The 24875-nt window shown below is 64.7% G+C and carries 22 protein-coding genes; 12 read left to right on the top strand and 10 right to left on the bottom strand.

Features of this window, described 5'->3' with window-relative positions:
• Positions 1 to 43: 43 nt before the first annotated feature.
• Entirely contained in the window at positions 44 to 742 is a 699-nt protein-coding gene (locus ACSQ24_RS19170) for an HAD family hydrolase (protein ID WP_436096220.1), read from the top strand.
• A gap of 4 nt (positions 743 to 746) precedes the next feature.
• On the opposite strand, the gene ACSQ24_RS19165 is transcribed toward ACSQ24_RS19170, so the two are convergent.
• On the bottom strand, positions 747 to 1241 hold the full coding sequence (locus ACSQ24_RS19165) for a GFA family protein (RefSeq protein WP_436096219.1): 495 nt from the start codon (positions 1239 to 1241) through the stop codon (positions 747 to 749).
• A gap of 290 nt (positions 1242 to 1531) precedes the next feature.
• Between ACSQ24_RS19165 and ACSQ24_RS19160 the strand changes: the two genes are divergently transcribed.
• From ACSQ24_RS19160 to ACSQ24_RS19145, 4 genes are all read left to right on the top strand, one after another.
• The gene (locus ACSQ24_RS19160; RefSeq protein ID WP_110488019.1) at positions 1532 to 1741 is read left to right on the top strand and encodes a cold-shock protein; all 210 of its coding nucleotides are present in this window, start codon (positions 1532 to 1534) and stop codon (positions 1739 to 1741) included.
• A gap of 235 nt (positions 1742 to 1976) precedes the next feature.
• On the top strand, positions 1977 to 3461 hold the full coding sequence (locus ACSQ24_RS19155; RefSeq protein ID WP_436096218.1) for a DEAD/DEAH box helicase: 1485 nt from the start codon (positions 1977 to 1979) through the stop codon (positions 3459 to 3461).
• Positions 3462 to 3534: 73 nt separating this feature from the next.
• Positions 3535 to 3804 carry a translation initiation factor IF-1 gene (gene infA / locus ACSQ24_RS19150; protein ID WP_436096217.1) on the top strand — a complete coding sequence of 90 codons (270 nt, stop codon included), beginning with the start codon at positions 3535 to 3537 and terminating at the stop codon, positions 3802 to 3804.
• Between the two features lie 117 nt (positions 3805 to 3921).
• On the top strand, positions 3922 to 4191 hold the full coding sequence (locus ACSQ24_RS19145) for a hypothetical protein (RefSeq protein WP_436096216.1): 270 nt from the start codon (positions 3922 to 3924) through the stop codon (positions 4189 to 4191).
• 255 nt (positions 4192 to 4446) lie between these two features.
• On the opposite strand, the gene ACSQ24_RS19140 is transcribed toward ACSQ24_RS19145, so the two are convergent.
• The 3 genes from ACSQ24_RS19140 to pstS form a co-directional block, all read right to left on the bottom strand.
• Positions 4447 to 5064 carry a hypothetical protein gene (locus ACSQ24_RS19140; RefSeq protein ID WP_436096215.1) on the bottom strand — a complete coding sequence of 206 codons (618 nt, stop codon included), beginning with the start codon at positions 5062 to 5064 and terminating at the stop codon, positions 4447 to 4449.
• A 348-nt stretch (positions 5065 to 5412) separates the two neighbouring features.
• Positions 5413 to 5733: a hypothetical protein gene (locus ACSQ24_RS19135; RefSeq protein WP_436096214.1), complete on the bottom strand. Its 321-nt coding sequence runs from the start codon at positions 5731 to 5733 to the stop codon at positions 5413 to 5415.
• Positions 5734 to 5896: 163 nt separating this feature from the next.
• Positions 5897 to 6940: a phosphate ABC transporter substrate-binding protein PstS gene (gene pstS / locus ACSQ24_RS19130; RefSeq protein WP_436096213.1), complete on the bottom strand. Its 1044-nt coding sequence runs from the start codon at positions 6938 to 6940 to the stop codon at positions 5897 to 5899.
• 331 nt (positions 6941 to 7271) lie between these two features.
• Here pstS and ACSQ24_RS19125 point away from each other — a divergent pair, with 331 nt between their 5' ends.
• The 3 genes from ACSQ24_RS19125 to ACSQ24_RS19115 all read left to right on the top strand — a co-directional run bounded on the left by ACSQ24_RS19125 (position 7272) and on the right by ACSQ24_RS19115 (position 11245).
• Positions 7272 to 8294, top strand: coding sequence for a MipA/OmpV family protein (locus ACSQ24_RS19125; protein ID WP_436096212.1), 1023 nt, complete (start codon positions 7272 to 7274; stop codon positions 8292 to 8294).
• 881 nt (positions 8295 to 9175) lie between these two features.
• On the top strand, positions 9176 to 10483 hold the full coding sequence (locus ACSQ24_RS19120; protein ID WP_436096211.1) for a hypothetical protein: 1308 nt from the start codon (positions 9176 to 9178) through the stop codon (positions 10481 to 10483).
• Between the two features lie 78 nt (positions 10484 to 10561).
• Positions 10562 to 11245: a hypothetical protein gene (locus ACSQ24_RS19115; protein WP_436096210.1), complete on the top strand. Its 684-nt coding sequence runs from the start codon at positions 10562 to 10564 to the stop codon at positions 11243 to 11245.
• Positions 11246 to 11317: 72 nt separating this feature from the next.
• On the opposite strand, the gene ACSQ24_RS19110 is transcribed toward ACSQ24_RS19115, so the two are convergent.
• Positions 11318 to 12586 carry a cell wall hydrolase gene (locus tag ACSQ24_RS19110; protein WP_436096209.1) on the bottom strand — a complete coding sequence of 423 codons (1269 nt, stop codon included), beginning with the start codon at positions 12584 to 12586 and terminating at the stop codon, positions 11318 to 11320.
• A gap of 402 nt (positions 12587 to 12988) precedes the next feature.
• Here ACSQ24_RS19110 and ACSQ24_RS19105 point away from each other — a divergent pair, with 402 nt between their 5' ends.
• Both ACSQ24_RS19105 and ACSQ24_RS19100 read left to right on the top strand, forming a co-directional pair.
• Positions 12989 to 14662 (top strand): acyl-CoA dehydrogenase family protein, encoded by a 1674-nt coding sequence (locus tag ACSQ24_RS19105; protein ID WP_436096208.1) that lies wholly within the window; start codon positions 12989 to 12991, stop codon positions 14660 to 14662.
• A 270-nt stretch (positions 14663 to 14932) separates the two neighbouring features.
• Complete coding sequence (locus ACSQ24_RS19100) at positions 14933 to 15757, top strand: hypothetical protein (RefSeq protein ID WP_436096207.1); 825 nt, start codon at positions 14933 to 14935, stop codon at positions 15755 to 15757.
• A gap of 49 nt (positions 15758 to 15806) precedes the next feature.
• On the opposite strand, the gene ACSQ24_RS19095 is transcribed toward ACSQ24_RS19100, so the two are convergent.
• The 4 genes from ACSQ24_RS19095 to ACSQ24_RS19080 all read right to left on the bottom strand — a co-directional run bounded on the left by ACSQ24_RS19095 (position 15807) and on the right by ACSQ24_RS19080 (position 19419).
• Complete coding sequence (locus ACSQ24_RS19095; RefSeq protein ID WP_436096206.1) at positions 15807 to 16328, bottom strand: winged helix DNA-binding protein; 522 nt, start codon at positions 16326 to 16328, stop codon at positions 15807 to 15809.
• 199 nt (positions 16329 to 16527) lie between these two features.
• Positions 16528 to 17523 (bottom strand): TRAP transporter substrate-binding protein, encoded by a 996-nt coding sequence (locus tag ACSQ24_RS19090; protein WP_436096205.1) that lies wholly within the window; start codon positions 17521 to 17523, stop codon positions 16528 to 16530.
• A 35-nt stretch (positions 17524 to 17558) separates the two neighbouring features.
• Positions 17559 to 18866 (bottom strand): TRAP transporter large permease, encoded by a 1308-nt coding sequence (locus tag ACSQ24_RS19085; protein ID WP_436096204.1) that lies wholly within the window; start codon positions 18864 to 18866, stop codon positions 17559 to 17561.
• A gap of 4 nt (positions 18867 to 18870) precedes the next feature.
• Positions 18871 to 19419 carry a TRAP transporter small permease gene (locus ACSQ24_RS19080; protein WP_436096203.1) on the bottom strand — a complete coding sequence of 183 codons (549 nt, stop codon included), beginning with the start codon at positions 19417 to 19419 and terminating at the stop codon, positions 18871 to 18873.
• Between the two features lie 364 nt (positions 19420 to 19783).
• On the opposite strand from ACSQ24_RS19080, the gene ACSQ24_RS19075 reads away from it, so the two are divergent.
• Both ACSQ24_RS19075 and ACSQ24_RS19070 read left to right on the top strand, forming a co-directional pair.
• Positions 19784 to 23383: a hydantoinase B/oxoprolinase family protein gene (locus ACSQ24_RS19075; RefSeq protein ID WP_436096202.1), complete on the top strand. Its 3600-nt coding sequence runs from the start codon at positions 19784 to 19786 to the stop codon at positions 23381 to 23383.
• A 37-nt stretch (positions 23384 to 23420) separates the two neighbouring features.
• Positions 23421 to 24116 (top strand): SDR family oxidoreductase, encoded by a 696-nt coding sequence (locus ACSQ24_RS19070; RefSeq protein WP_436096201.1) that lies wholly within the window; start codon positions 23421 to 23423, stop codon positions 24114 to 24116.
• 3 nt (positions 24117 to 24119) lie between these two features.
• Here the strand turns inward: ACSQ24_RS19070 and ACSQ24_RS19065 are convergent, their stop codons facing one another.
• Positions 24120 to 24737: a LysE family translocator gene (locus ACSQ24_RS19065; protein WP_436096200.1), complete on the bottom strand. Its 618-nt coding sequence runs from the start codon at positions 24735 to 24737 to the stop codon at positions 24120 to 24122.
• Positions 24738 to 24875 lie beyond the last annotated feature (138 nt).

Genomic DNA, 24875 nt, shown 5'->3' with positions numbered 1-24875 from the left:
TCCTGGATTGCTTCGCTGGCGCTCGCAATGACGGAAAGTGCCCGTGAGAACCCTCACCACCATCGGCTTCGATGCCGACGACACGCTCTGGCAGAACGAGCAGTTCTTCCGGCTGACGGAAGACCGCTTCGTCGCGCTGCTCGGCGAGCATGGCGAGGCGGCCGAGATCTCCGGCAAGCTGCTCGAGGCCGAGAAGCGCAACCTCGCCTTCTACGGCTTCGGCATCAAGGGCTTCACGCTTTCGATGATCGAGACCGCGCTCGAGATCACGCGCGGCCAGGTTCCGCCGGCGGTGATCGGCGAGATCCTCGCCGCCGGCCGCGAGATGCTGACCCACCCGGTCGAGACCCTGCCACATGCGCAGGACACGCTGGCCGCGCTTGCCGACCATTACCGGCTGGTGCTGATCACCAAGGGCGACCTCTTCGATCAGGAGCGCAAGCTGGCGCAGTCCGGCCTCGGCGATTTCTTCGAAGCGGTCGAGATCGTCAGCGACAAGAGCGCCGCCACCTATGAGAAGCTCTTCGCCCGCCATGGCGATGGGCCGGGGCGGGCGCTGATGGTCGGCAACTCGCTCAAATCCGACATCGTGCCGGCGCTCGCCGCCGGCGCCTGGGCCGCACATGTGCCCCACGAGCTGACCTGGGTGCTGGAGCATGCCGAGGAACCGGTCGGAGAGGTTCGCTTCCGCAAGCTGTCCGATCTCGGCGGACTGGTCGATCTGGTGCGCGAGATCGGCTGAGCGTCTACTCGACCCAGAGTCCGCGTTTGCGATGCCATTCCTCGATGGACTCTTCGGGGTAATCGTCAAAACTCCGATCACGAGGCCCGATGTCAGGCTCGACCCAGCTCGCCTTGAAGCGGAGCAACAGATGCGTCTTCTCGCTGGCTTTCGGTAGCTCGCTGTCGATTGCGGACGCAAAGGGGTGAATGAGTTCCGGCCAGGCGGGATCGTAGACCCACAAAGCCGTCCCGCAGCCTTTGCAGAAGCGCCGCTCGCCACGCGATGTCTCGCAACGGCCCGACTCGTCGCGGATCTCGGCGTGGAAGACACTAATCGAGTCTTCGCCTTCGACCTTGAGGGTCGCCGCATCCGCCATGATGTTGATGGCGAAGCCACCACCGCCTGCGGTCTTGCGACAGATCGAGCAATAGCAGAGCTGGTAGGGCACCGGCGTGTGACTGGCGGCAGTGAAGCTCACCTTGCCGCAGCGGCAGGAACCTTTCAGCGTGACCGGCATCGCTCACCTCCGATAACCTTCTCGGCGATAACCGGCCCGCCACGCGATTGTTCAATCTGTCATGACGGCGAGGAAAATCCGCTCTGCTGGACCAGCCTTGCAATTTATGGTAGATCGACCGATGTAAGACGAGATGCGGCCGGTTCTGGCCAATCCTCCGCGCGGGTATTCCGACCGGCGGGCCACTTCAGATCCACCACACGTCGCTACAAGACCATGGCAAGGCGTCCGCGCGTCCGGTCCTGGGTTTCACGAATACGCGGATCTGAAGTGCAAGGATTAGTCCCGATATGAACAAGGGCACCGTCAAGTGGTTCAACGCCACCAAGGGCTACGGCTTCATCACCCCTGAGAACGGCGGTCAGGACATCTTCGTCCACATCTCCGCCGTCGAGCGGGCCGGCCTGCGCGAGCTGCGCGAGGGTCAGGTCGTCTCGTACGAGCTGATCGCCGATCGCAAGACCGGCAAGTCCTCGGCCGGCAATCTCGCCGTCGCCTGACGATACGATCCGGACGGACTATCGCGGTCCGTCCGTTCCAAGATCGGGCTGGCACGCCTGTCCTCGGCCGTAATGGCCGGACGATGGGGCGTGCCATGCTCGTTACACCATATCCCCCGGCGCAGTGGCTAGCGGTTCGCCGGGCGGAAAGAGACCATGCGTAGACCGAGATGGCATGCCGAGGCGCTTCCGTTCACCACGTGCGCCCCTGTCATCCGGCTCAGAAAGACCTGATTTGACAAAGTTCACCGACCTCGGCCTGGCCGAGCCGCTTCTCAAAGCGCTCGCCGCCGAAGGTTACGAGACGCCGACGCCGATCCAGGCGCAGGCGATCCCTTCCATTCGCGACGGTCGTGACCTGCTCGGCGCCGCTCAGACCGGCACCGGCAAGACGGCTGCCTTCACGCTGCCCATGCTGCACCGGCTGATGAACCAGCCGCGGCGCATGCAGCCGCGGTCCGTGCGCGCCCTCATCCTGTCGCCGACGCGTGAGCTCGCGGCCCAGATCGAGGCGAGCATCCGCACCTACGCCCAGTTCACCACGCTGAAGTCGACGGTGATCTTCGGCGGCGTGCCGGTCGGCAAGCAGATCCGCGCGCTCGGCCAGCACATCGACATCCTCGTTGCGACACCCGGACGCCTGCTCGACCTCGTCGACCAGCGCGCCGTCTCGCTGCGCGAGATCGAGTTCCTGGTCTTGGACGAGGCCGACCAGATGCTCGACCTCGGCTTCATCCACGCCCTGCGCAAGATCGCGACGCTGATCCCTGCGAAGCGCCAGACATTGCTGTTCTCGGCGACCATGCCGAAGGCGATCCGCGAGATCGCCTCCGCCTACCTGACTGATCCGGTCGAGGTCGCGGTCGCGCCTGTCGCGACCACGGCCGAGAAGGTCGACCAGCGCGTGATCTTCACGGAAGCCGGCCAGAAGCCGGCCCTGCTGGCGAAGACCCTGAGCGTTCCCGAGATGGAGCGCGCCATTGTCTTCACCCGCACCAAGCATGGCGCCGACAAGGTCGTGCGCCAGCTCGAGCAGTCCGGCATCGCGTCTGCCGCGATCCATGGCAATAAGAGCCAGGGCCAGCGCGAGCGTGCCCTTGGCGCCTTCCGTGATGGCGAATTGCGCATCCTCGTCGCGACCGATATCGCCGCCCGCGGCATCGATGTCGACGGCATCAGCCATGTCGTCAATTTCGACCTGCCGAACGTGCCCGAGACCTATGTCCACCGCATCGGCCGCACTGCGCGCGCCGGGGCGTCGGGCGTGGCTATCGCCTTCTGCACGCCGGAAGAACGCGGTGATCTTGCCGCGATCGAGAAGCTGACCAAGGTCGCGCTCACCCCGATCGGCGACGTGCCGCATTGGGATGGCCGCACCCCGAAGAAGCCACCGCAGAATCGCGGTCGCAACCAGGGCCAGGGCCGACCGCAAGGCCACAATGGGTCGGGGCAGGGCCAGCGCCGCGACGGCAGGGGCGGGCAGGGCCGCAACGCCCAGCGCCCCGAGCAGGGCGAGCGTCAGGAGCAGCGTCGCGAGCAGCCGCGGCCGCACCAGGCCCGTCAGGATCAGCCGCGCCATGAGCGTCCCGCCCCACGCCATGAGGCGGGTGGCGCGCGAAAAGAAGCGGTTTCCGGCAAGGAAGGGCTTGGCGGCGTCGCGTTCTTGCAGCAAAGAACGGAACAACGACGCACCGGCGGCGGACGGCGGCGCCCGAACTGATACGCGCTAAAAGCCAAGGGCCGAGCCGATATGGCTTGGCCCTCCTGCCGCAGACAAGACGAAGGATCAGCGAATGGCGAAAGAAGAACTGCTCGAATTCGACGGCACCGTGGTCGAAGTGCTTCCCGACGGCAATTATCGGGTGAAGCTCGACAATGAGCACGTCATCCTGGCCTATGCGGCCGGCAAGATGAAGAAGAACCGCATCCGCACCATCGCGGGCGACCGCGTGGTCGTCGAGATGTCGCCCTATGATCTCGATCGCGGTCGCATCAATTTCCGCCAGAAGACCGCGAGCCCCGGCCCGATGCCGCCTCGCCCGCAGAACTTCCGCCGACGCTGACATGAGCATGTTCCGCAAAAGTGGGCACCGCTTTTGCGATGCGAACATGCTCGATTTTTTTGCTTCTGCGCGAATTCTTGTCGTTCGGCCGATTCCGGCAGAACGGAAAGCGCGCTGATGCGCTTCAGCCGGCCCGAACAGTTTTTCGCCGCTGCCGGCGTCGGGCTGGGCGCGTTCGCCTCACTGGCCGTCAACACTGGCTGGATCGCCAGGGGCGGCAGCTTCCCGCCCTTCGTCTATGTGCTGCTGGCGCTGGCGCTGGTCGAGGTCGTCGCCGGCTTCGTCACCAAGCAGCCGCCCGGCACACTCTTCTCGATGCCCGCCCGCATCCTCGCCTTCGCGCTCGGCATCGGCGTGCTGCTCCTGTTGACCGGTGGGCTGGCCTGAACGCCAGCGACGTTTCAAGCTCGACGTTGACCCATTCGCGTCATGCTCGCCCTTCTGGCGAGCATCCACGTCTTGAACACGGCATGAGATCAGTAAGGCGAAGACGTGGATGGTCGGGACAAGCCCGACCATGAAGGGCAAGGGCAGCTTGCGCGCCTCTTCACCAGTGACCTTGGACAAAAAAGCCCCGGCCGAAGCCGGGGCGTGAGGTGTTTGTTACGTGGTGACAGGTACTACGTAGAAAACTCGAAAAACTCAGTAGCCGGACCGGGCCCAGTATTGCGCGCCTGGGCTGACCAGGACCTGGCGCTGGCGCGTCGCATATTCGGCAGGCACGGTCTCGTGCACGACACGCGTCGCGCTGACCATCACGCGCCGGCTGCGCTCGCCATAGACGGCGGGAACGACGTCGTAATCGACCGAGGCCGGCGCCACTTCGACGGTGCGCTGCTGATAGCCGTACTGCGCAGGGACATGCACCCAGCAGCCGGTGGTCTGGCCGTAAGCGTCGCGGCTGACTTCCCAGCGCTTGGTCGCCGACGAGATCAGGACCTTCTCGGAGACGGTCTTGTACTGGGCCGGGATGTGGCGGGCGATGCGGCGCTCCGGCTGGACCACCACCTTCTCGGTGACGGTGTCGTATTCGGCGGGGATGACCTTGGAAAAGGTGCGCTCGGGGCGCACGACATAGCTTTCGTCGACCGCGCCGTAGACCGGCGGCTTCGAGACCAGCTTGTAGCAGGAGCCGCCACCGCAATTGCTGACCGGCGCGCTGTAGCAGGAAGAGCCGCAGCCGCCCGCCATGGCCGGGGCGGCGAGGCCGACGAAGGCCGTGGTGGCGAGCGCCGAAAGCGAAAGAAGCTTGAACGTCATAGCTGACTCAACCCTGCATTGCGCCGCGATGCCGCTGCGTCGTTGAGGAGAGAAAGCCTGATGTGACCTATGAAGACAAGGTTAACTGCGAAACAAGGTAAAATTAACCAGTCTGAGCCGGCTGCGGGCCGCCCAGCCTGCAGCTGAAACGCTTGACGAAGCGAGTATTTGGCGACACCGGGACCGGTCGAAAGCGCGGCCGAGCGGCTCTGCCGCAGCTAGAGCCGGATGATTTCAGTTGGAAACGCAAGGCGATGCCAACTGAAATCTGAATCCGTCTCTCATCAAGAGTTAGAGCAGGATTCTTGCGAAAAACCGGTTCCCACTTTTTCGCATCCTGCTCTGGCCTCATTCGATCGCGCCCCGCTTCATGCCGAAGCCTTCGATATAGCAGCCGCAGGACGAGTTCCTTGGCGCGGGTTCGGCCGCGCAAGAGCCGCGCGAGGTCAGGCAGACATCGCCGAAGCGACGGCGCTGCGGCCGGTCATAGCCATAGCGCGGGCCGTCATCGCGATAACGCGGGCGGTCGTAGCCATAGGGCGGCGGCGGCCTGTCGTAATCGTAGCGCGGCGCCGGCCGATCATAGGGATCGTAGTATTGGGCGTTCGCGCTCGACACGGACGAGATGGCTGCGCCGATGAGGGCCGCGAGAGCAAGGGTCCGGATCATGTCTGTCCTCCTGGTCTCCCCGGCCGTGGCCGGGTGTGAATCATTGAAGACCAGGATAAGGGCGGTTCGATGAATGGCGCCTGAGCGCGGCATCTGCGTCGGCTGTGAGGTGGAGAGACCCATCACAGCCGGAATGTGGGATCTGCCGGTCGGCCGCGTCAGCTCAGCTGCCGGCCTTCATGCTGGCGGCCCAGTGATCCTTGACCTGCTTCACGAGCGTATCCGGCAACGGGACATAACCGAGCGCTGTGGCATCGGCCGCACCGCTATCGAAGGAGAGGCGGAAGAAGTCGAGCACCTCCTGCGTGCGGCGTGTGCGCGGCTTCGGCACCAAAGCGAAGGTGGTGGCGACGATCGGATAGGCGTCGGCGCCGGGTGCATCGGTCAGCATCAGCCCGAAATCCTTGGCCGTGGCCCATTCGGCGCTGGCCGCGGCAGCCGTGAAGCTCGCCGGGTCCGGCTTCACGAAGGCGCCGGCCTTGTTCTGGACCTGGGCATAGGCGAGGCCGGCGCGCACGACCTGGCCGAACTCGACATAGCCGATCGCGTTCTTCGTCCGCTTCACCATCTCCGTCATGCCCTGGCTACGCTCGGCGCCCACGCCGACCGGCCAGGGAACCTGCGTGTTGACGCCGATCTTCTCGCGCCATTCCGGGCTCGCCTTGGCGAGATAGTCGGTCCAGTTGAAGCTCGTGCCCGAGCCGTCGGCGCGATAGATCACGCTGATCGGCGCATCGGGCAGTTTCAGCTCGGGATTGGCCGCCTTGATCGCCGGGTCGGACCAGAGCTTGATCTTGCCGAGATAGATCTCGGCAAGGAGGGCGCCGGTGAAGCGGATCTGGCCGGGGCCGACGCCGTCGATGTTCACCACCGGCACGATGCCGCCCATCACGATCGGGAACTGGATCAGGGCCGAGCGCTGCAATTCTTCGGAAGAGAGCGGCCGGTCGGAGGTGCCGAAATCGGCGGCGCGCTGGGTGACGCGGACCTCGCCGCCGAGCGAGCCGATCGGCTCGTAATCGACGCCGATGTCGAGCGGGGTCATCTCGGCCCCATCGGACTTGGCGGTGCGATAATTCTGCGCCCATTTGCCGATGACCGGGAAGGCGAAGCTCGACCCCGCGCCGGTGATCGGCTCGGCGTACGCAGGCGCCACGGACGAGGCGAGAAGGGCGCCGGCGACAGCCAGCCTGGCCAGGAGCTTCATGCAATCACCCACGATCTCGGGCCCGTTCGATGGGCCGCGGTCAACAGGGTGACGCTAGGGCGGGGCGGTGACGCTGCGATGACGGCTTCGGCCGGCAAAGCGAAAGGCCCCGCCGGCGGGGCCTCTCCAACGGTCATGCCTGCTGGGCGCCCGCGGTGGCCGGCTCACTTGATTGACGCCCGATCATCCGCAGTGGCCAGCCGTGGCAATCCTGGCGCAATCAACGATCTTTACGGTGCGCAGATGGACAGGGCGGAGCGCCTGCATTTGCACGCAGTCGCGGCTGCATGGCTTCGCCTCAAGCTGACATGCGATCGATCGGAGCTTTGGAATGCTTTACTGCGGCCGGCCGGAAAGAATAGCGATAGCGTCCCGTCAAAGCTGGCCGGGGTTTCTCCCCGTTCATGCCTCCCTGATCGATGCGCCTGATCAGATGCCGGTCAGCGCCAGGCCGAGGCGGCAGCGATTTGGCGGCCGGGTCCGGATGGCAGGGTTTGCCATCGTGTTCCCGATGTCGGCCGCCTCCGCTGCGGAGCTTGCCAGGCCGACCGCTCAGACCATCCCGGATACTCCGGTGAAAAAGCGGCCTGACTGGACGGTCGAGCTCGGCGCGTTCGGCCTGTTCTCGCCAAAATTCTTCGGCGCCAAGGACTCCAAATTCTCGGCGCTTCCCTATGTCTCGCTCAAATACAAGGACATCGCCTTTGCGTCCTTCGACAAGGGCATCGGTGTAAACCTCTTCTCGGCAAACGGCTTCACGGCGGGAGCGTTCGTGAATCTTAGGTCGGGGCGTGAGGAGAAGGAGAGCCGGCGATATCTGACCGGCCTCGGCGACATCGATCCTGCCCTCGCCGCAGGCGCCTTCGTCAAATACGACTACGGACGGTTCTTCTCCACGCAGGTCACGCTCAGCAAAGGCATCGTTTCGTTCGGCGACAGCAAGAGCAAACTCAACGCCCTGGGGCTTCTGGAGAAAACCGAGGGCAATCTCGGCACGCGGATCGACTGGAGCGCCGATGTTCGGATGCCGCTATTCGACAATCGCCTTCATCTGTCGGTCGGCCCCCGCGTCAGCTTCTTCGACAAGGAATACGCGGAATCCGCCTATGGCATCACGGTCAACCAGGCGCTCGCATCCGGTTACCGGTCCTACAAGCCGAAAGGCGGCATCGGCGAAGTCGGCGTCGGCGGCAGCGCCCGCTACCGCATCACCGACAACCTCTCCGCGACCGCGTTCGGCAGCTATACCCGGATTGTCGGCGACGCCGCCAAGTCGCCGCTCGTGACCGGCCCCGGCGGCTCGAAGGACCAGTTCAAGGCAGGCGTCGGGCTGACCTACCAGTTTGGTTTGTAGAACTGGCAGTGTGGCGACCCGCCGCGACCAGCGGCGTCTAAGGCAGCCCCAGGGCAGCTTTGCCATGGTCGAACCGTGCCGACGCAACCAGCGACGGCACCTCGAGATCGGCCGAAGCCTGGCGCAAGCCGGCGCTTATCGTCCCTGCTGTGCCCGGCAGGGCGGAGCAGGGACCTGTTCGAGGGCTTCCGCCTGCGCCTCGTACGCGCGCGCCATGGCCATCAGGCGGGCCGCGGCCTCACGATCGCAGGCCGTAACGGCCCAGCGGCGGCACTTGAACGCTTTCACACGCAAGTCCTGAGCCTGTCGCATTCTGTCGTGGTCCATGAGGGGCGCTCCAGCACAGCAGATCGTTGTGCTGCTTGCGGCCGTCAGGGCAGAAAATGCTTGGGCTGGGTGGAGGAAGCGCGAGAGCCTGAACGATTTGAGCGCGTCCGCCTTCTCGCGCTGGGATACGAATGAGCGCATCGAACTCGGAACCGTCGAACAACCCTGATCCTCAAGGCGGTGCGCGAGTGTCTCGCTGGCGTCTGGGTCCACTGCCTTGCCCTAGCGGAAATTCATCCTGCGCTGGCACCGGCTAGGCACGCTGTTCTAACTCAATCCGCCCTATTCGGGCACCGAGCAGTATTATAGCCGTGGATTATTTGGCCGGAGCTGTTCGCCGAGCTCAGCGCCGCTTTACAGCAGGTTGAAGGCCGCTTCATCCTCTCGCTCAACGACGTGCCCGAGGTGCGCGAGCTCTTCGCCTGGGCCACGATCGAAACGGTCGAGCTCAGTTATCAGGCGGGCGGGGCGGAACATACAAAGCGAGTACGAGAGGTGCTCGTCGCGAACGCGTCATGCGGTGGAAGCGCAGATTAGCACTGGCTCAGGACTTCATGATCAAACTTAACCCTGAAACTCGAAATGTTCTGCGGAACGCGTTGGTGGAGCCCCTTGCCAATATGTCGGCTCAGGGTGTCTTCACCATCGAGGCTTGGAAATCATTAGCATCTGTCAGCACCGCGGTGCCGAAGGATCATAAGCCGAAGCCTGACGCAGACCCATCCCGACGGGCTAGAACAGCGCTGACTGCCATGATCGGCGAGGATCCGGTACGCAGCTTCGTGCTGGATTATCTGTTTCGCCAAGTGATGGATAAGGGCGGCATTGCCCATCCGCCGGGTCCCTTGCTGCAATTGCTCGGAACCGATGCGTCGACGCTCGCCGACGAGCTCGTAGGTGCTTTAGAACGGTTGCCCAACAAGTATACCTTCTTAGTGCCTCTGAGCGCACAGCTCGGCTCTCTTCTGCAAAGCGGACAGAACGAGTTTATCGTCAACGACCATATTTGCCTGGTTAGAGCGGGAGAGGATTTCTGGCAGCGTTTTCCGGCTACGGACCCGACCCCGACTCGCAGGGTGGGAGACGCGCTCATTGGCATGCAGCGAACGATCCCGCAGGGGCGGATTGTGCTGCAGATCACGCTCGATGGCTATGTCTCGTGCTTTGGGCACACAGCGACCGTCCAGGACGCGTTGCTGATAACAAAAGCGTTTGTTGCCTTTTGCGTGGCCGAGATACTCGTTGGAGGCCAGCGCGCTTGGGACTCCAATGAGCAGGCCCAGCTTATCGTTTATCGAGGAACTGAGTTCGAACCTGTCGCTCGACAGCCTTTCGACAACGATGCATCGAACTACCTGCTCAATTTGCAAATGCACAGCACGCTTCCGCTCGAAGGAGAAGCCAGTTGGCGCAAGCGTTTCGAGGAAGGGCTCACCCGCATTGGTGGCTGGCTAGGGCGCGGAGTAGGCGCGCGGCGGCTACAACTGGCTGGGCGTTGGCTTTTTGACAGCTCCGCTACCAGCGATGATGTGACGGGTTTTGTACAAGCAATGATCGTTTTGGAGACGCTGCTTGGCGAAGGCGACCCATCCAATCGCAACGCGATTTCCCTAGGCGAGCTGTTGCGCAATCGATGCGCCTATCTGCTCGGCGAGACCTCCGAGCAGCGCCGGTACATTTTAGAGGTCTTTCCTAAAATCTATGCGGTCAGGTCCGCAATCGTACATGGCGGCCACCATCGCTTATCCTCTGAGGAGCAAGGGCTCCTCAGCGAGCTTCGACAACTTTGCGGCAGGGTTATCAGGGCTGAAGGACGCGTCATCAATCGATCCGAGACGTTGGCACGGCTAGGGGGTGTTTAATGCTCGGCCGCTTTTGCCAGGCCTCTAGCTCAGCGGCCGCGAGCTGGTCTGACAGCCATCCAACTTGAGAGGTAAGAAATGCCTGTAGAGGTGAAATCCATCGAAGTCGGCCCCCGTTGTGTGAGGGATTTTCCCGATGGCAGCAACATGGTCGCGGACGTATTGGCTGCTGGGGTTGAAATCGAAATCTCGCTTGCGATGATTTTGGGAATGCTCTCGGGCTCTGATCCTCAGGCTGCCGCGATCGTTCTCCGTCAAATGCGCTCGGTGGCTGATCAAGAGAAGGCGGTACTTAATGTTGCAGGCGCTCGCTTAGCGCCTAAAGCATTCGATATTGCAAAGATCGCGTCTCAGGCGATTGCAGGCCATCGGACGCGGCGCAATCGCTTTGCACACAATCCTTGGGCGTGCTCTGCCGAACTTCCTGGAGCAATTTTCCTGATCGAAGCGACCTTGTTGACGCATTACCTGACCGGCCATTCTGGCACCGTGCAGAGGGCGCATGAGAGCACAGCCCCCTTTGAGATAAAGGACGACGACATTTATCGGACGGGGGAGGTCCAACGGGCTCGCGAGGAAGCAAAGGACGCGGCGGCCGTCATGAGACTATTGCTCAAATTTGTGAGGGCCCACTATCGGCCAGACCTCGCTCCTATGGGAGAAAGCGCCGAGGAAGCTCTTTCGGAGCTCCGCGCGGTTGGCTCGTTCGCCAAGGCGGAGACGGAATTTCGAATCCGCGCCGCAAAGAAGCGCTCACGCTGAACCAGAATTCGCTTCTGTTGCCATTTGATCGTTCGCTAAGTGCCATTTGGTTGTTCGCGCTACAACAGCCACCTACGTCTGCCCAGGCCGCAGCTTGTAAAAAACATGCCGGCCAATCGTGTCCATTTTTTTCAGCTTGCGGGCCCAATACGGACGGACATAGTCGGCGTGGTAATGCGTCGAGGCGCCGACTTCGGCCAGATAGGTCGTGCCGTCATAGACCTCGCGGGCGATGCGGGTGGCGTCGCGCCAGGGGCCGGGCTCGGTGATGCGCAGCGACTTGCCCTCGCAGGCGAAGGTGAACTGGCAGGCGAGATGGCGGCTGGCGTTCTGGTAGACCGCGCCGCAGACCGTGTTTGGGTAGAGCCCGCTCTTGACCCGGTTGAGCACGACCTGCGCCACCGCGGCGCGGCCCTGCTCGCCCTCCGAGCGCGCCTCGAAATAGACCGCTTCGGCGAGGCAGCGCTGCTCCTTGGCCATGTTCTCGGGCGCGATCAGGCTGGTGTAGATCTGCTTTTCGGCAGGATCGACGGTGCGCAGGTCGGTGGTCGTCCCACGCTCCGACTTGGCGATGCGGCTGCGCGATTTGGGTTCGGCGGCGACGGGCGCCATCTGCATCGGCGTGGCCGAGGTGGCGGCTGCCAAGCCGTTGGCCGCCGGCGTGCTGGAGGACTGGCCGAGCGTCGCGGAGACAGTCGGCGTCGCGCCGTCGACGTTCTCCGGGGTGAGTTCGCCATGGCGCGGCGAGCCGGCGCTCTTCGTGACCGCCGTCGGCGAGGAATCGGACAGAGCCGGATCGGTGACACCTTCGTCGCGCAGGAAGGGCTCGAAGCCGAGCGGCGGCTCGTCCGGGCTTTCCAGCGCGTCGAGCGAGAAGCCGCCCGAGATCAGCCCCGGCTGGGTGTCGCCGAAGACGACGCGTTCGAGCTCGCCGGGCGGGCCGTTGCGGGTCAGGGTCGGGCGAAGGCCGATAAGCGGGTCGCCCTTGCTGCTGCGGTCGACCTGCGGGAAGGCACTGGCGGTGCGCTTCATGTCCTCACGCGGCCGGCGCGGATCGATCGCGAAGACGGTCTCGGGCTGCTCGAAGGAGTGGCGCGCCGGCTGGATCAGGCGGGAATAGGCGCGCTCGGGCAGGTGGAAGGCGCTGCTGGCGACGAGTAGAGACGGGCCCTCAGTGAGATCGGAGAGCGGGCCGGGCGCGGTGCGCGCGATCAGCGAGCTTGGTGGGCCGGAGGCGTCGGGATTCTGCCCGGCCGAGGCGGTGAACGAGACCAGCATGCCGGCCGAGAGCGCCCAGGGCGCGACCGTCGCCAGCGCCCAGCGCAGGCGCTGCCAGCCCATTCGCTTCGATCGCCGACGCAGACGCAACTGACCAGAGCCCTCATAGCCGTAAGACATAAAAAGCGAGCCGCGAACCGCGATGATGCAAATGCGCGACAGTTCGATAATCCCTTGTCAGGGTTGAAAGGGTGTTAACGCGTCGCGCTTGACCGGCCGCAAGGGGAGGCACGTAGCCCTCATCCTGAGGAGCCGCGAAGCGGCATCTCGAAGGATGCTCCAGTTGTCTCTGGAGCCTTCTCGATCATCCTTCGAGACGCCATCCCTCAAGGGGATGGCTCCTCAGGATGAGGGCTCAGGGATTGCGAGCGGGCCGGAGCCCGCTGCGGCGGATCTTCGCCAAAAGACGGCTTTCGCGATCGGCGGAATTTCCCTTATGCTGCGCCGCAACAAAGGGAGAGAGACATGACCGCCACTGCCCTCAAGGCCGATTCCGAAGCCAATGCCGTTGCGCTGATCGCTGCCGCCTTGCCCGGTTTCGAGGCCTTGCTGGAGGAGGCTGTCGCTGCCGTCAGGCAGAAGGTGCTGGTCGAGGGCCGCATCTCCTCGGCGAAGCTGGAGCAGGAGCAGCACGCTGCCCATGGTCTGTCCTGGCTCGCGACCTATGTGATGGCGCTGCGCGAGCTCAAGGCCTATGGCGAGCGCCTGCAAGCCGAGGATCGCTATGGCGCGATCGAGGACTACGCCATCCGGATCGGCGCCGGCGAATATGCTGCCCAGATCTTCGGCGGCATCCCGATGAGCCAGGGCGAGATCGTCCGCCTGCCGACGCTGGGTCTCTCGGCCAAGGCCGTCGCCGCCGCCTGCTCCGATGCAGCCGAGGCGCTGATCGCCGAGGGCAATACGCCTGAAAACCGCGCCCGCTTCGTCGCGCTGTTCAGCCAGAGCCAGGGCCTCGCCAGCGTCGGAGATCCCGGCCTCGACGAGACGCTGGAAGCGATCCGCTCCGAGATGCGCCGCTTCTGCGAGCAGCAGGTGACGCCGCATGCCCATGAATGGCACCTGCAGAACGAATACATCCCGATGCCGGTGGTCGAGCAGATGGCCGAGCTCGGCGTTTTCGGCCTGACCATCCCCGAGGAGTTCGGCGGCATGGGCCTGTCGAAGGTCTCGATGTGCGTCGTCTCCGAGGAGCTCTCGCGCGGCTATATCGGCGTCGGCTCGCTCGGCACCCGCTCGGAGATCGCCGCCGAACTGATTCTGAACGGCGGTACCGACGAGCAGAAGGCCTATTGGCTGCCGAAGATCGCCTCCGGCGAGATCCTGCCGACCGCCGTCTTCACCGAGCCCAATACCGGCTCCGACCTCGCCTCGTTGCGCACCAAGGCGGTCAAGGACGGGGATGTCTGGAAGGTCCATGGCAACAAGACCTGGATCACCCATCCGGTCCGTGCCGACATCATGACGCTGCTGGTCCGCACCGATCCGGAGGCGCCGGGCTATCGCGGCCTCTCAATGCTGATCGCCGAGAAGCCGCGCGGCACCGACGCCGACCCGTTTCCGGTCGAGGGGCTGACCGGCGGCGAGATCGAGGTGCTCGGCTATCGCGGCATGAAGGAATACGAGCTCGCCTTCGACGGCTTCGAGGTCAAGGGCGAGAACCTGCTCGGCGGCGTCGAAGGGCAGGGCTTCAAGCAATTGATGCAGACCTTCGAGGCCGCCCGCATCCAGACCGCGGCGCGCGCGCTCGGCGTCGCCCAATGCGCCTTCGATCTCGGTCTGCGCTATGCCCAGGAGCGCATCCAGTTCGGCAAGCCGCTGATCGCCTTCCCGCGCGTCGCCGACAAGCTCGCAATGATGGCGGCCGAGCTCGTCATCGCCCGCCAGCTCACCTATTTCGCCGCCCGCGAGAAGGACGCCGGCCGGCGCTGCGATCTTGAGGCCGGCATGGCCAAGCTCTTAGGCGCCCGCGTCGCCTGGGCCGCGGCCGACAATGCGCTGCAGATCCATGGCGGCAACGGTTTTGCGCTGGAATACCCGGTCAGCCGCGTCCTCTGCGACGCCCGCATCCTCAACATCTTCGAGGGCGCCGCGGAGATCCAGGCGCAGGTGATCGCGCGGCGGCTGGTCGAGGGGTGAGAGCTTGCGGCGCAAGCGGGCGGCCCCGCAAGCATAAAGAAAGTGCGCCGGGGCGGATCCTTGCGATATATTTTGCTTGGTCATCCCCTCCTGGCGATCCCGCTGTTGCGTGCGAGGGCTTGTTGCGCTCGAATATTGGGCCTTGCGAGCAAGGTTGGCAGCCGCAGTTGGCACCGATTTGAGGGGGCAGCTCTCAGCCGAATACTGCTAGCGAGATGGACGAAGCCGGGTCCGATCGCACTTCATCAAGGTAACGACGGGAGGGGTAGCATGTCCGCCATCCGCGACAAGGCTAGGGATATCCTCGACAAGTTCTTGCCACCTGGCAAAGTTTTCACCTCGAACGGCGCTGACGGGAATTATACGAGGCTGACCGGTATTTCCCACAAGACACTTGAGGCTAGTTGGGCGAAGGGAGGCAAGCTGACCGGATGCAACGGCTTCACCGGCTGGTACGGAGGCCAACTCGGCTCGAAGACTTATCTTGGTGGCTTTGAGCTGGCGAAGATCGCGGGCAAGGCCGGGAAACCGGGTGCCTACATCGCCTCGACCAGCACGAAGCGCCCACTATACGGTGATATCCTGTTTCACAAGAGCTTCCATGTAGACGTCGCGCTCGACTTCGACGGCGATGTCCTCAGTTATGCCGCCGGAGGCCAGGGCGGCCCGCGCGCTGGTTACGACATCGTAAAGCGGATTACGGGCAAGGGACCTTATGACCACTCCAAGATAGGCGGTTGGCTCGACATCGATATTCTGCTCGGCGGAATGTCGGCGAGCCTCCCGGTTCCGGCCTGGCTCTTGGGCTGGTGGTCGATCAGCGAAGGGGCTTCGCGCTACTACTATTACTTTTACCGTTCCGGCGTGATGCAATACACGCCAAATTCGTCTTATCTCAGCGTCTGCCCCAACCTCGGCGACGCGGCCAGCGCTTCCTTCCTTGTCGATGCCGTCGGCAACGTCACCATCAGGTGGGGCGACGAAGCGTCGGATGAGCTCTTCTCGCCTTCACCGAAGGGCTCGCAAACCGAGATGACAGGCAAGTATGCTGATGGGCGCTCATTGAAAATGAGCGCCACAAAAGTCGGGGGTTGAGGAACTGGGCGCCCGCCGGCTGGTCGAAGGTGAGGAGAGAGGGGCTAACTCAAAGACTCGCCGCCGCTCGCGCCGCCTGGTCATACTGGCCCGACAGCGAGCGCATCGCGGCGGCGATCTCGGATAGACGCGCCGGATCAACGCCGGTCGCCAGCACCGACTTCACCAGCAGCTGCTCGCGGATCTGGGCGTAGCGCTTGCAGGCGTCCTCGCCGACCGGGGTAATGGCGACGGTCTTCTCCTTGCCCTTGCGCCCGCTCTTCAGGAGCTTCAGGCGCTCGAGCTTCTTCAGCGAATAGTTCACCAGATGCGTGTCCTCGATATTGAGGACGAGGCAGATGTCGGCGAGGCGCTTGGGCTTGCCGCGATGGTTGACGTTGTGCAGGACGAGCACGTCCATCGGCGTCAGCTCCGGCACGCCGGCCGCCGTCATGCAGCGCAGCATCCAGCGCTGGAAGGCGTGCACGCTCATCGTCAGCGCGAACTCGAACTCCGACAGCGCCGGCATCGCGCCTGAGGCGAGATGGCCGGAGGAGACGATCGGGCCGAGGTCGTCGGAAGATTGCATCATGCGGTGCCGGATAGAGCGCGGGATCCCCTCTCCCGAATGGGAGAGGGGTAGGGGTGAGGGACTGCCCTCTCAAGTTTGGATGACAGCGTTGCCGCGGCGCCATTTACGGAAACGGCAGGCCCTCATCCGGCGCTCCGCGCCACCTTCTCCCATCCGGGAGAAGGGGAAGAGGCGGTTCGTCCGTCTTGGCCGTAATGCGTCACATCTTCTTGTAGGCGTCGACGATGGCCTGGCCGTCGGCGCCGGCCTTCTTCAGCCAGTCGGCGGTCAGGGTCTCGCCGGCCTTCTTGAAGCCGTCCTTGAGGGCGGGCGACGGTGCGTTGACCTTCATGCCCTTGGCCTTGAGCTGGTCGAGATACCAGTTGGTCTTCTCTTCCCAGGTCTTCCAGCCCCGCGCCTCGGCGTCGGCCGAGGCCTTGAGGATCGCGTCCTGCGTCGGCTTGTCGAGCGCGGCGAAGGCGGCCTTGTTGACGAAGGTGGCGTTCTTCGGGATCCAGGCCTGGACGTCGTAGAAATGCGTCAGTGTCTCCCAGGCCTTGGAATCGTAGCCGGTGCCGCCCGACGACATGAAGGAGTTGACCACGCCGGTCGCCAGCGCCTGCGGCAATTCCGCCGCCTGGATCGTCACCGACTGCATGCCGAGGATTTCGCCGAGGCGGGTCGTGCCGACATTATAGGCCCGCCATTTCAGGCCCTTCATGTCCTCGATCGTGTTGAGCTCCTTCTTGGTGTAGACGCCTTGCGGTGCCCACGGGACCATGAACAGCAGCTTGATGCCCTGGCTGTCGAGCTTCTTCTCGACCGCCGCCTTCGAGGCCGCATAGAGCTTCTTCGAGTCCGCGAACGAGGTCGCCAGGAACGGCACGACGTCGATGCCGAAGACCGGGTCCTCGTTCTCGTGCAGCGACATCAGCACCTCGCCCATCTGGGCCTGGCCGGTCTGGACGGCGCGCTTGATCTCCGGTGCCTTGAACAGGGCGGCGTTGGCATGGACCGTGATCGAGAGCTTGCCCGATGTCGCCGCCTCGACGTCCTTGGCGAAGGTCGCGAGGTTCTCTGTGTGCGGATTGTCCGACGGGTAGGCCGCCGGCAGGTTCCACTTCGCTTGCGCGAAAGCGGCCGGGGCGGCGAGCGAGAGGCTCGCGGCGGCGACGCCGGCGACGAGCATGCCCTTGATGAAATCGCTGCGCTTCATGGTGTTCTCCGTTCCCTCTTGGTGGTGGTTACGCATCATTTCGGAAAGGCGAGTTCGGGCAGGACCATCACGATCTGCGGGAAGATCGTAATGATCGCCACTGCGGCGACCAGCAGAAAAAAGAAGGGCAGCGCGGCCAGTGCGACCGTGTTCGAATCCTTGCCCGACATGGTCTGCAGCACGAAGAGATTAAAGCCGACCGGCGGCGAGACCTCCGCCATCTCGACGATCAGCACCAGGAAGATGCCGAACCAGACCAGGTCGAAGCCGGCGGCCTTGATCATCGGCAGCACGATCGCGGTTGTCAGTACGATCATCGAGATGCCGTCGAGCGCAGCGCCGAGGATGATGTACATCACGGTCAGCGCGGCGATCAGCGCGTAGGGCGAGAGGTGCAGCGAGTCGACCCAGGCGGCGAGTGCGGCCGGGATGCCGGTATAGGCCATCGAGGTCGACATGAAGGAGGCGCCGGCAAGGATCAGCATGATCATGCAGGTGATCCGCGTCGTGCCCATCACGCTCAGCCAGAAGGCCTCTTTCGTCAGCGAGCCAGACCACCAGGCGATGCCGAAGGAGCCGAGCACGCCCCAGGCGGCACATTCCGTCGCCGTCGCCCAGCCGAGCAGCAGCGACAGGAAGACCAGCGCGATCAGCAGCATGCAGGGGATGAGGTTGGCCGATTCCCTGAGCTTCTCGCGCAGCGCCATCTTCGGCTCGGCCGGCGGCGCCTTGTCCGGGTTCATGAGGTGCCAGGCGACGATGTAGCCGGAATAGAGCGCCATCACGAGCAGGCCGGGCAGGAAGCCGGCGAGGAAGATCTGGATGATCGAGACGTTCGCCGCCACCGCATAGACCACCATGGTGATCGAGGGTGGGATCAGGATGCCGAGCGTGCCGGCGCCGGCGAGCGAGCCGAGCGCAAGCTTCTCGTCATAGCCGCGACGCTTCAGCTCGGGCAGGGCGATCTTGGCGACGGTGGCGCAGGTCGCGGCCGAGGAGCCGGAGACCGAGCCGAAGATGCCGCAGGCCAGCACGTTGACGTGCATCAGCCGGCCGGGCAGCCAGTTCAGCCAGGGGGCGAGGCCGCGGAACATCTCTTCCGACAGCCGTGTTCGATAGAGGATTTCGCCCATCCAGATGAAGAGCGGCAGCGCGGCTAGTGTCCACGAGGCGCTGTTGCCCCAGATCGTCGTCGCGAGCACCGCGCCGGCCGGGATGCCGCCGGCGACGAACTGCATCGCGACCCAGCCGCAGGCCATCAGCGAAATCGCGATCCAGACGCCACCGGCGAGCAGGACGACGAGCAGGACGAGCAGCAGCGCGGAGATTTCGATCATCGCCATCGTGTCAGACCCCGCTCGCCATGGCGCGCTCGACGATCTCGTCGTCGGATTGCGGCGGCGGCTTCTCGTAGCGCGGCGTCTGCCCGCGCAGCACGACATGGACGAACTCGTCGAACATGGCGATGAACAGGATGACGAGGCCGCCGGAATAGCCGAGCTGCGGAATCCACATCGGCATGGCGACGACGCCGCCGGCGACGTCGTTGAATTCGTAGGACTGCCAGGTCATCACCACGGCGTGCCAGGCGAAGAAGCCGGCGAAGCCGAGGCCGAGGATCAGCGAAAAGCACTCGAAGACCCAGCGCGTGCGGCCCTGGAAACGGTCGATCAGCAGGCCGACGCGGATCATCTCGCCGGACTTGAAGGTGTGGGCGAGGCCGAGGAAGGCCATCGCGGCCATGCTCCAGGAAGCGAAATCGTCGCCGGCGGGGATGTTGAAGCCGACCTCTCGGCCGATCGACAGCCCCATCATCAGCACCAGGATCGCGATCAGGAAGAGCCCGGCGGCATAGCCGGCGAAGAGGTAGAGCCCGTCGAGGAAGCGGCGGATCATGCGCTTTCCCTCCCCCCGCTTGCGGTGGGGAGGGCCAGGGTGGGGGGCAGTTCCGCTTGGCTCAGCGAGGTAGAATAGAGTTCCGGCTTTCCGGCCCCCCATCCCAGCCTTCCCCACCGCAAGCGGGGGGAAGGAGAAACGGCGTGCGGCCCGCGCGATCTCTCGAACGTCGCTCGCCCACGCAAAGCAGCGGTTGCCAGGACCGGTCCCGTCATGAAAGCCTCCCGTCAGATCGGTCCGGCCCCTCAGCCATGTCCCGATCGCAAAGCCGATCCTAATCGGCGAAATGAGCTTGTCAACGTTTCATCGACGATTTATCGATGAAACGTCAAAGAGCCTTATTGGCCAATAATCGGGGGATCAGATGACGAGCGGCCGTTGGGACTTCTGGATCGACCGTGGCGGCACCTTCACTGACGTGATCGGCCGCGATCCTGCAGGCAAGTTGCATGCCCGCAAGCTGCTCTCCGAGAATCCCGGCGCCTATCGCGACGCCGCCGTCCAGGGTATCCGCGACCATCTCGGCCTCAAGACGGGTGAGCCGATCCCGGCCGGTACGGTCGGCGAGGTCCGCATGGGCACGACGGTCGCGACCAATGCCCTGCTTGAGCGCAAGGGCGATCGCACCCTGCTCGTCACCACCAAGGGCTTCCGCGACGCGCTGCGCATCGGCTACCAGGCGCGGCCCGACATCTTCGCCAAGGAGATCATCAAGCCGGAGCAGCTCTACGACGCCGTTGTCGAGGTCGAGGAGCGCGTGCTCGCTGACGGCTCGGTCGAGAAGGCCGCCGACGAAGCCGCGATCCGCGCCGCGCTCAAGGCGCAGTACGAAGCCGGATTCCGCGCCGTCGCGATCGCCTTCATGCACGGCTATCGCTATCCGGCGCATGAGCAGCTCGCTGCCAAGGTCGCTCGCGAGATCGGCTTCCCGCAGGTCTCGGTCAGCCATGAGGTCTCGCCGCTGATCAAGCTGGTCGGCCGTGGCGACACCGCCGTGGTCGACGCCTATCTCTCGCCGATCCTCGCCCGCTACGTCGCGCAGGTCTCCGAGGAACTCGACATCGCCCGCACCGGCGCCCGGCTGATGTTCATGATGTCCTCGGGCGGTCTCACGGCTGCCGAGCTGTTCCAGGGCAAGGATGCGATCCTGTCCGGCCCGGCCGGCGGTGTCGTCGGCCTCGCTGAGACCGGCCGCTCGGCCGGGTTTGACAAGGTCATCGGCTTCGACATGGGCGGCACCTCGACCGACGTCGCCCATTTCGACGGCGAGTATGAGCGCGCCTTCGAGACCGAGGTCGCCGGCGTGCGCATGCGCGCTCCGATGATGCTGATTCACACCGTCGCGGCCGGCGGTGGCTCGATCCTGCATTTCGATGGCTCGCGCTTCCGCGTCGGCCCCGATTCCGCCGGCGCCAATCCCGGCCCGGCCGCCTATCGCCGCGGCGGGCCGCTTGCCGTGACCGACGCCAATGTCATGGTCGGCAAGCTGATCCCGTCCTATTTCCCGACGATCTTCGGGCCCGGCCAGGACCAGCCGCTCGATGTCGAGACGGTCCGCGAAAAATTCGCGACGCTCGCGGCCGAGGTCGGCGATGGTCGCTCGCCGGAGGAGGTCGCTGACGGCTTCGTCCAGATCGCGGTCGCGAACATGGCCGAGGCGATCAAGAAGATCTCGGTCCAGCGCGGTTACGACATCACCCGCTATGCGCTGAACTCCTTTGGCGGCGCCGGCGGCCAGCATGCCTGCCTCGTCGCCGACGCACTCGGCATCAAGACGGTGCTGCTGCACCCGTTCTCCGGCCTGCTCTCGGCCTATGGTATGGGCCTCGCCGAGATCCGCGCCACCCGCACCGCGGCGCTCGATGTGCCGCTCGACGCCGAGGCCAAGGGTGCGATCGGCGTGGTCGCCGACAGGCTTGGCGCCGAGGCGAAGGGCGAGGTAGCCGGGCAGGGTGTCGCCGAGGGCGATATCGCCATCCACATCCGCGCTCATATCCGTTATGCCGGCACCGATACTGCGATCGCGACGCCCTTCGGCAGCCGCGCCGAGATGCAGGACGCCTTCCAGTCAGCGCACAAGGCCCGCTTCGGCTTCATGGACGAGACCAAGGCGCTGGTCGTCGAAGCCGTCGAGGTCGAGGCCGTCGGCGGCGGCGCCCGCTTCGAGGAGGCTGCGGCGGCCGAGAACGCCGGCGAGCCCGGAATCGCCGAGCGCACCCGCTTCTTCTCGAAGGGGCAGTGGCACGAGGCGGCGATCGTCCGGCGCGAGGCGATGGCACGAGGGCAGGGCATCGCTGGCCCGGCGATCGTGATCGAGCCGAACCAGACTGTGGTGGTCGAGGATGGCTGGACCGCGAAGCTGACGGCGAAGGACCATCTCGTCCTCACCCGCAGCAAGGCGCTGGTCCAGAACGCCGCGATCGGCACCAAGGCCGACCCGGTCATGCTCGAGATCTTCAACAACCTGTTCATGTCGATCGCCGAGCAGATGGGCGTGACGCTGCAGAACACGGCCTATTCGGTGAACATCAAGGAGCGGCTCGACTTCTCCTGCGCGGTCTTCGACCAGACCGGCGCCCTCGTCGCCAATGCCCCGCATATGCCGGTGCATCTCGGCTCGATGGATCGCTCGGTCGAGACGGTGATCTCGAACAACCCGGTGATCCGCCCCGGCGACGTCTATTGCCTCAACGCGCCCTATAATGGCGGCACGCACCTGCCCGACATCACCGTCTGCACCCCGGTCTTCGACAATGAGGACAAGGAGATCCTGTTCTGGGTCGCGAGCCGCGGCCACCATGCCGATGTCGGCGGCACTGCGCCGGGCTCGATGTCGCCGCTCGCGACCAATATCGAGGAAGAGGGCGTCTATATCGACAACTTCAAGATCGTCGATCAGGGCCGCTTCTGCGAGGAGGAGTTGGTCAAGGTCCTGACCGGGGCGCGCTACCCGGTCCGCAACGTCGTCCAGAACGTCAACGACCTGAAGGCCCAGATCGCCGCCAACGAGAAGGGTGTGGCGGAACTCCGGAAGATGATCCGCTCCTTCGGCCTCGATGTCGTCCAGGCCTATATGGGCCATGTCCAGGACAATGCCGCCGAGAGCGTCGCGCGCCTGCTGACCCGGCTGCACGACTCGGAATTCACCTATCCGATGGATCAGGGCTGCGCGATCAAGGTGAAGATCACCATCGATCGCGACAAGCGCGAGGCGACCGTCGACTTCACCGGCACCTCGCCGCAGCGGCCGGACAATTTCAACGCGCCGGCGCCCGTCACCCGCGCCGCCGTGCTCTATGTCTTCCGTGTCATGGTCGACGACGCGATCCCGATGAACGCCGGGTGTCTGCGCCCGATCAAGGTGATCGTGCCGGAAGGGTCGATGCTGGCGCCGCGCTATCCCGCGGCCGTCGTCGCCGGCAATGTCGAGGTCAGCCAGGCCGTGACCAACACGCTGTTCGGCGCGCTTCAGGCGATGTCGTCCTCGCAGGGCACGATGAACAACCTGACCTTTGGCAACGACCAGTATCAGTACTACGAGACGATCTGCTCGGGCTCGCCGGCCGGTCCGGGTTTCAACGGCACCTCCGGCGTGCACGTCCACATGACCAATTCGCGCCTGACTGATCCGGAGATCCTGGAGACGCGCTTCCCGGTCGTGCTCGAGGACTTCCACATCCGGCTGGGTTCCGGCGGCAAGGGCGAGTGGAACGCCGGCGACGGTACTAGCCGCACCATCCGCTTCCTCAAGACGATGGACTGCGCCATCCTCGCCTCGCATCGCAAGGTCAGGCCCTTCGGCATGAGGGGCGGCGAGCCGGGAGAGCTCGGCAAGACGCTGGTCCGGCGGCTTTCGGGCGCGGTCGAGGAGCTCCAGCCCAGCGACCAGACGCTGCTCCAGGCCGGCGAGGCGGTGACCGTGATCACGCCGACCGCCGGCGGCTATGGAAAGCCGAAGGGCTGAGGCTTAGGTCTGGTGTCTTCGAGTGGGAGACGAGACCATGCCCCAGACTTGGATGATCACCGGCGCCAATCGCGGCATCGGCCTGGCGCTGACGATGGAATTGCTGCGGCGGGGCGACCATGTCGTCGCCGCGGCGCGCGATCCCTGGGGCGGGGCGCTGGCGGAGGTCGCAGGCGGGCAGGCCGGGACGCTGACCCCGCTCGAGATCGACGTCACCTCCGACAGGAGCGTCGCCGCGGCCAAGCAGGCGCTCGATGGCCGGCCGATCGACGTGCTCGTCAACAATGCCGGCGTCTACGGCCCGCGCGACCGGCAATCGGCGCTCGACATGGATTTCAAGGCCTGGCGCGAGGTTTTCGAGGTCAATGTCTATGCACCGCTCAGGGTGGCTCAGGCCTTCTTGCCCAATGTCGAGGCCGGCTCCGGCCGCAAGATCGTGACGATCAGCAGCCGCATGGGCTCGATCGGCTCGAACCCGTCCGGCGCCGTCGCCTATCGCTCCTCGAAGACGGCGGTGAACATGGTCATGGTCGCCTTCGGCAATGCGGTCCGCGATAGCGAGGTCGCGGTGCTGCTCTTCCATCCCGGCTGGGTGCGCACCGATATGGGCGGCGGCGGCGCCGACATCCCGCCGACCGAGAGCGCCGCCGGATTGATCGCGACGATCGACGCCTCAGGGATGGCCCAGACCAACAGCTTCCGCAACTGGAAGGGCGAGGAGATTCCCTGGTAGGCCTCAGTTGCCGCGAGTCGAGGCGAGCCAGAGCCCGCCGCCGATCAGGAAGCCGCCGCTGAACTTCGACATCAGCCGGACGCGCCTCTGCGACAGGAAGCGCCCGGCCCGGCCGGAGAGGATCGCATAGGCGCCGTCGCTGAGCGCTGCGAACAGCATCGTGGTCGCGCCCATGATGGCGATCTGGGTGGCGTAGTCGCGCGCCGGATCGAGGAATTGCGGGAAGAAGGCGCCGAAGAAGACCAGCGTCTTCGGGTTGCTCAGCGCGACCAGCAGCCCCTGCAGGAAGAAGCCGCCACGTGGCGGGCGGGCTTCGCCTGCGCCCTCGGCGGTTGTACCGGCGTTGCGATATATTTTCCAGCCGAGCCAGATCAGATAGGCGGCGCCGGCGAGCCTGATCCAGTCGAACCAGTGGCCCATCGCGGCGATCACCGAGCTCAGGCCGATGCCGACGATCGCGATCATGATCGCCAGGCCCGCCTGGGTTCCTGCCATGTTGAGAAGTCCGGCGCGGCTACCATGCCTCAGGCTGTTGGCGATGATCAGCGTCACCGTCGGGCCGGGCACGATGATGATGACCAGGCAGGCGACGAGATAGGCGGCGAAGAGTTCGAGTGACATGAAAAGCCTCCCGGCGGCTAGAGCCCGTTCCAATCAGCTTGCAGCGCAAGCAAATTGGAAAAACGGTCTCTATCTCAAAGTGAGAGACGGATTCACCGATCAGATTGATCCAATCTGATCGGATCCGGCTCTTGCGGC

The sequence above is a fragment of the Allobosea sp. LjRoot237 genome, assembly GCF_964253285.1.
Lineage (GTDB): Bacteria > Pseudomonadota > Alphaproteobacteria > Rhizobiales > Beijerinckiaceae > Allobosea.
This window is presented reverse-complemented; position numbering and strand designations above follow the sequence as displayed.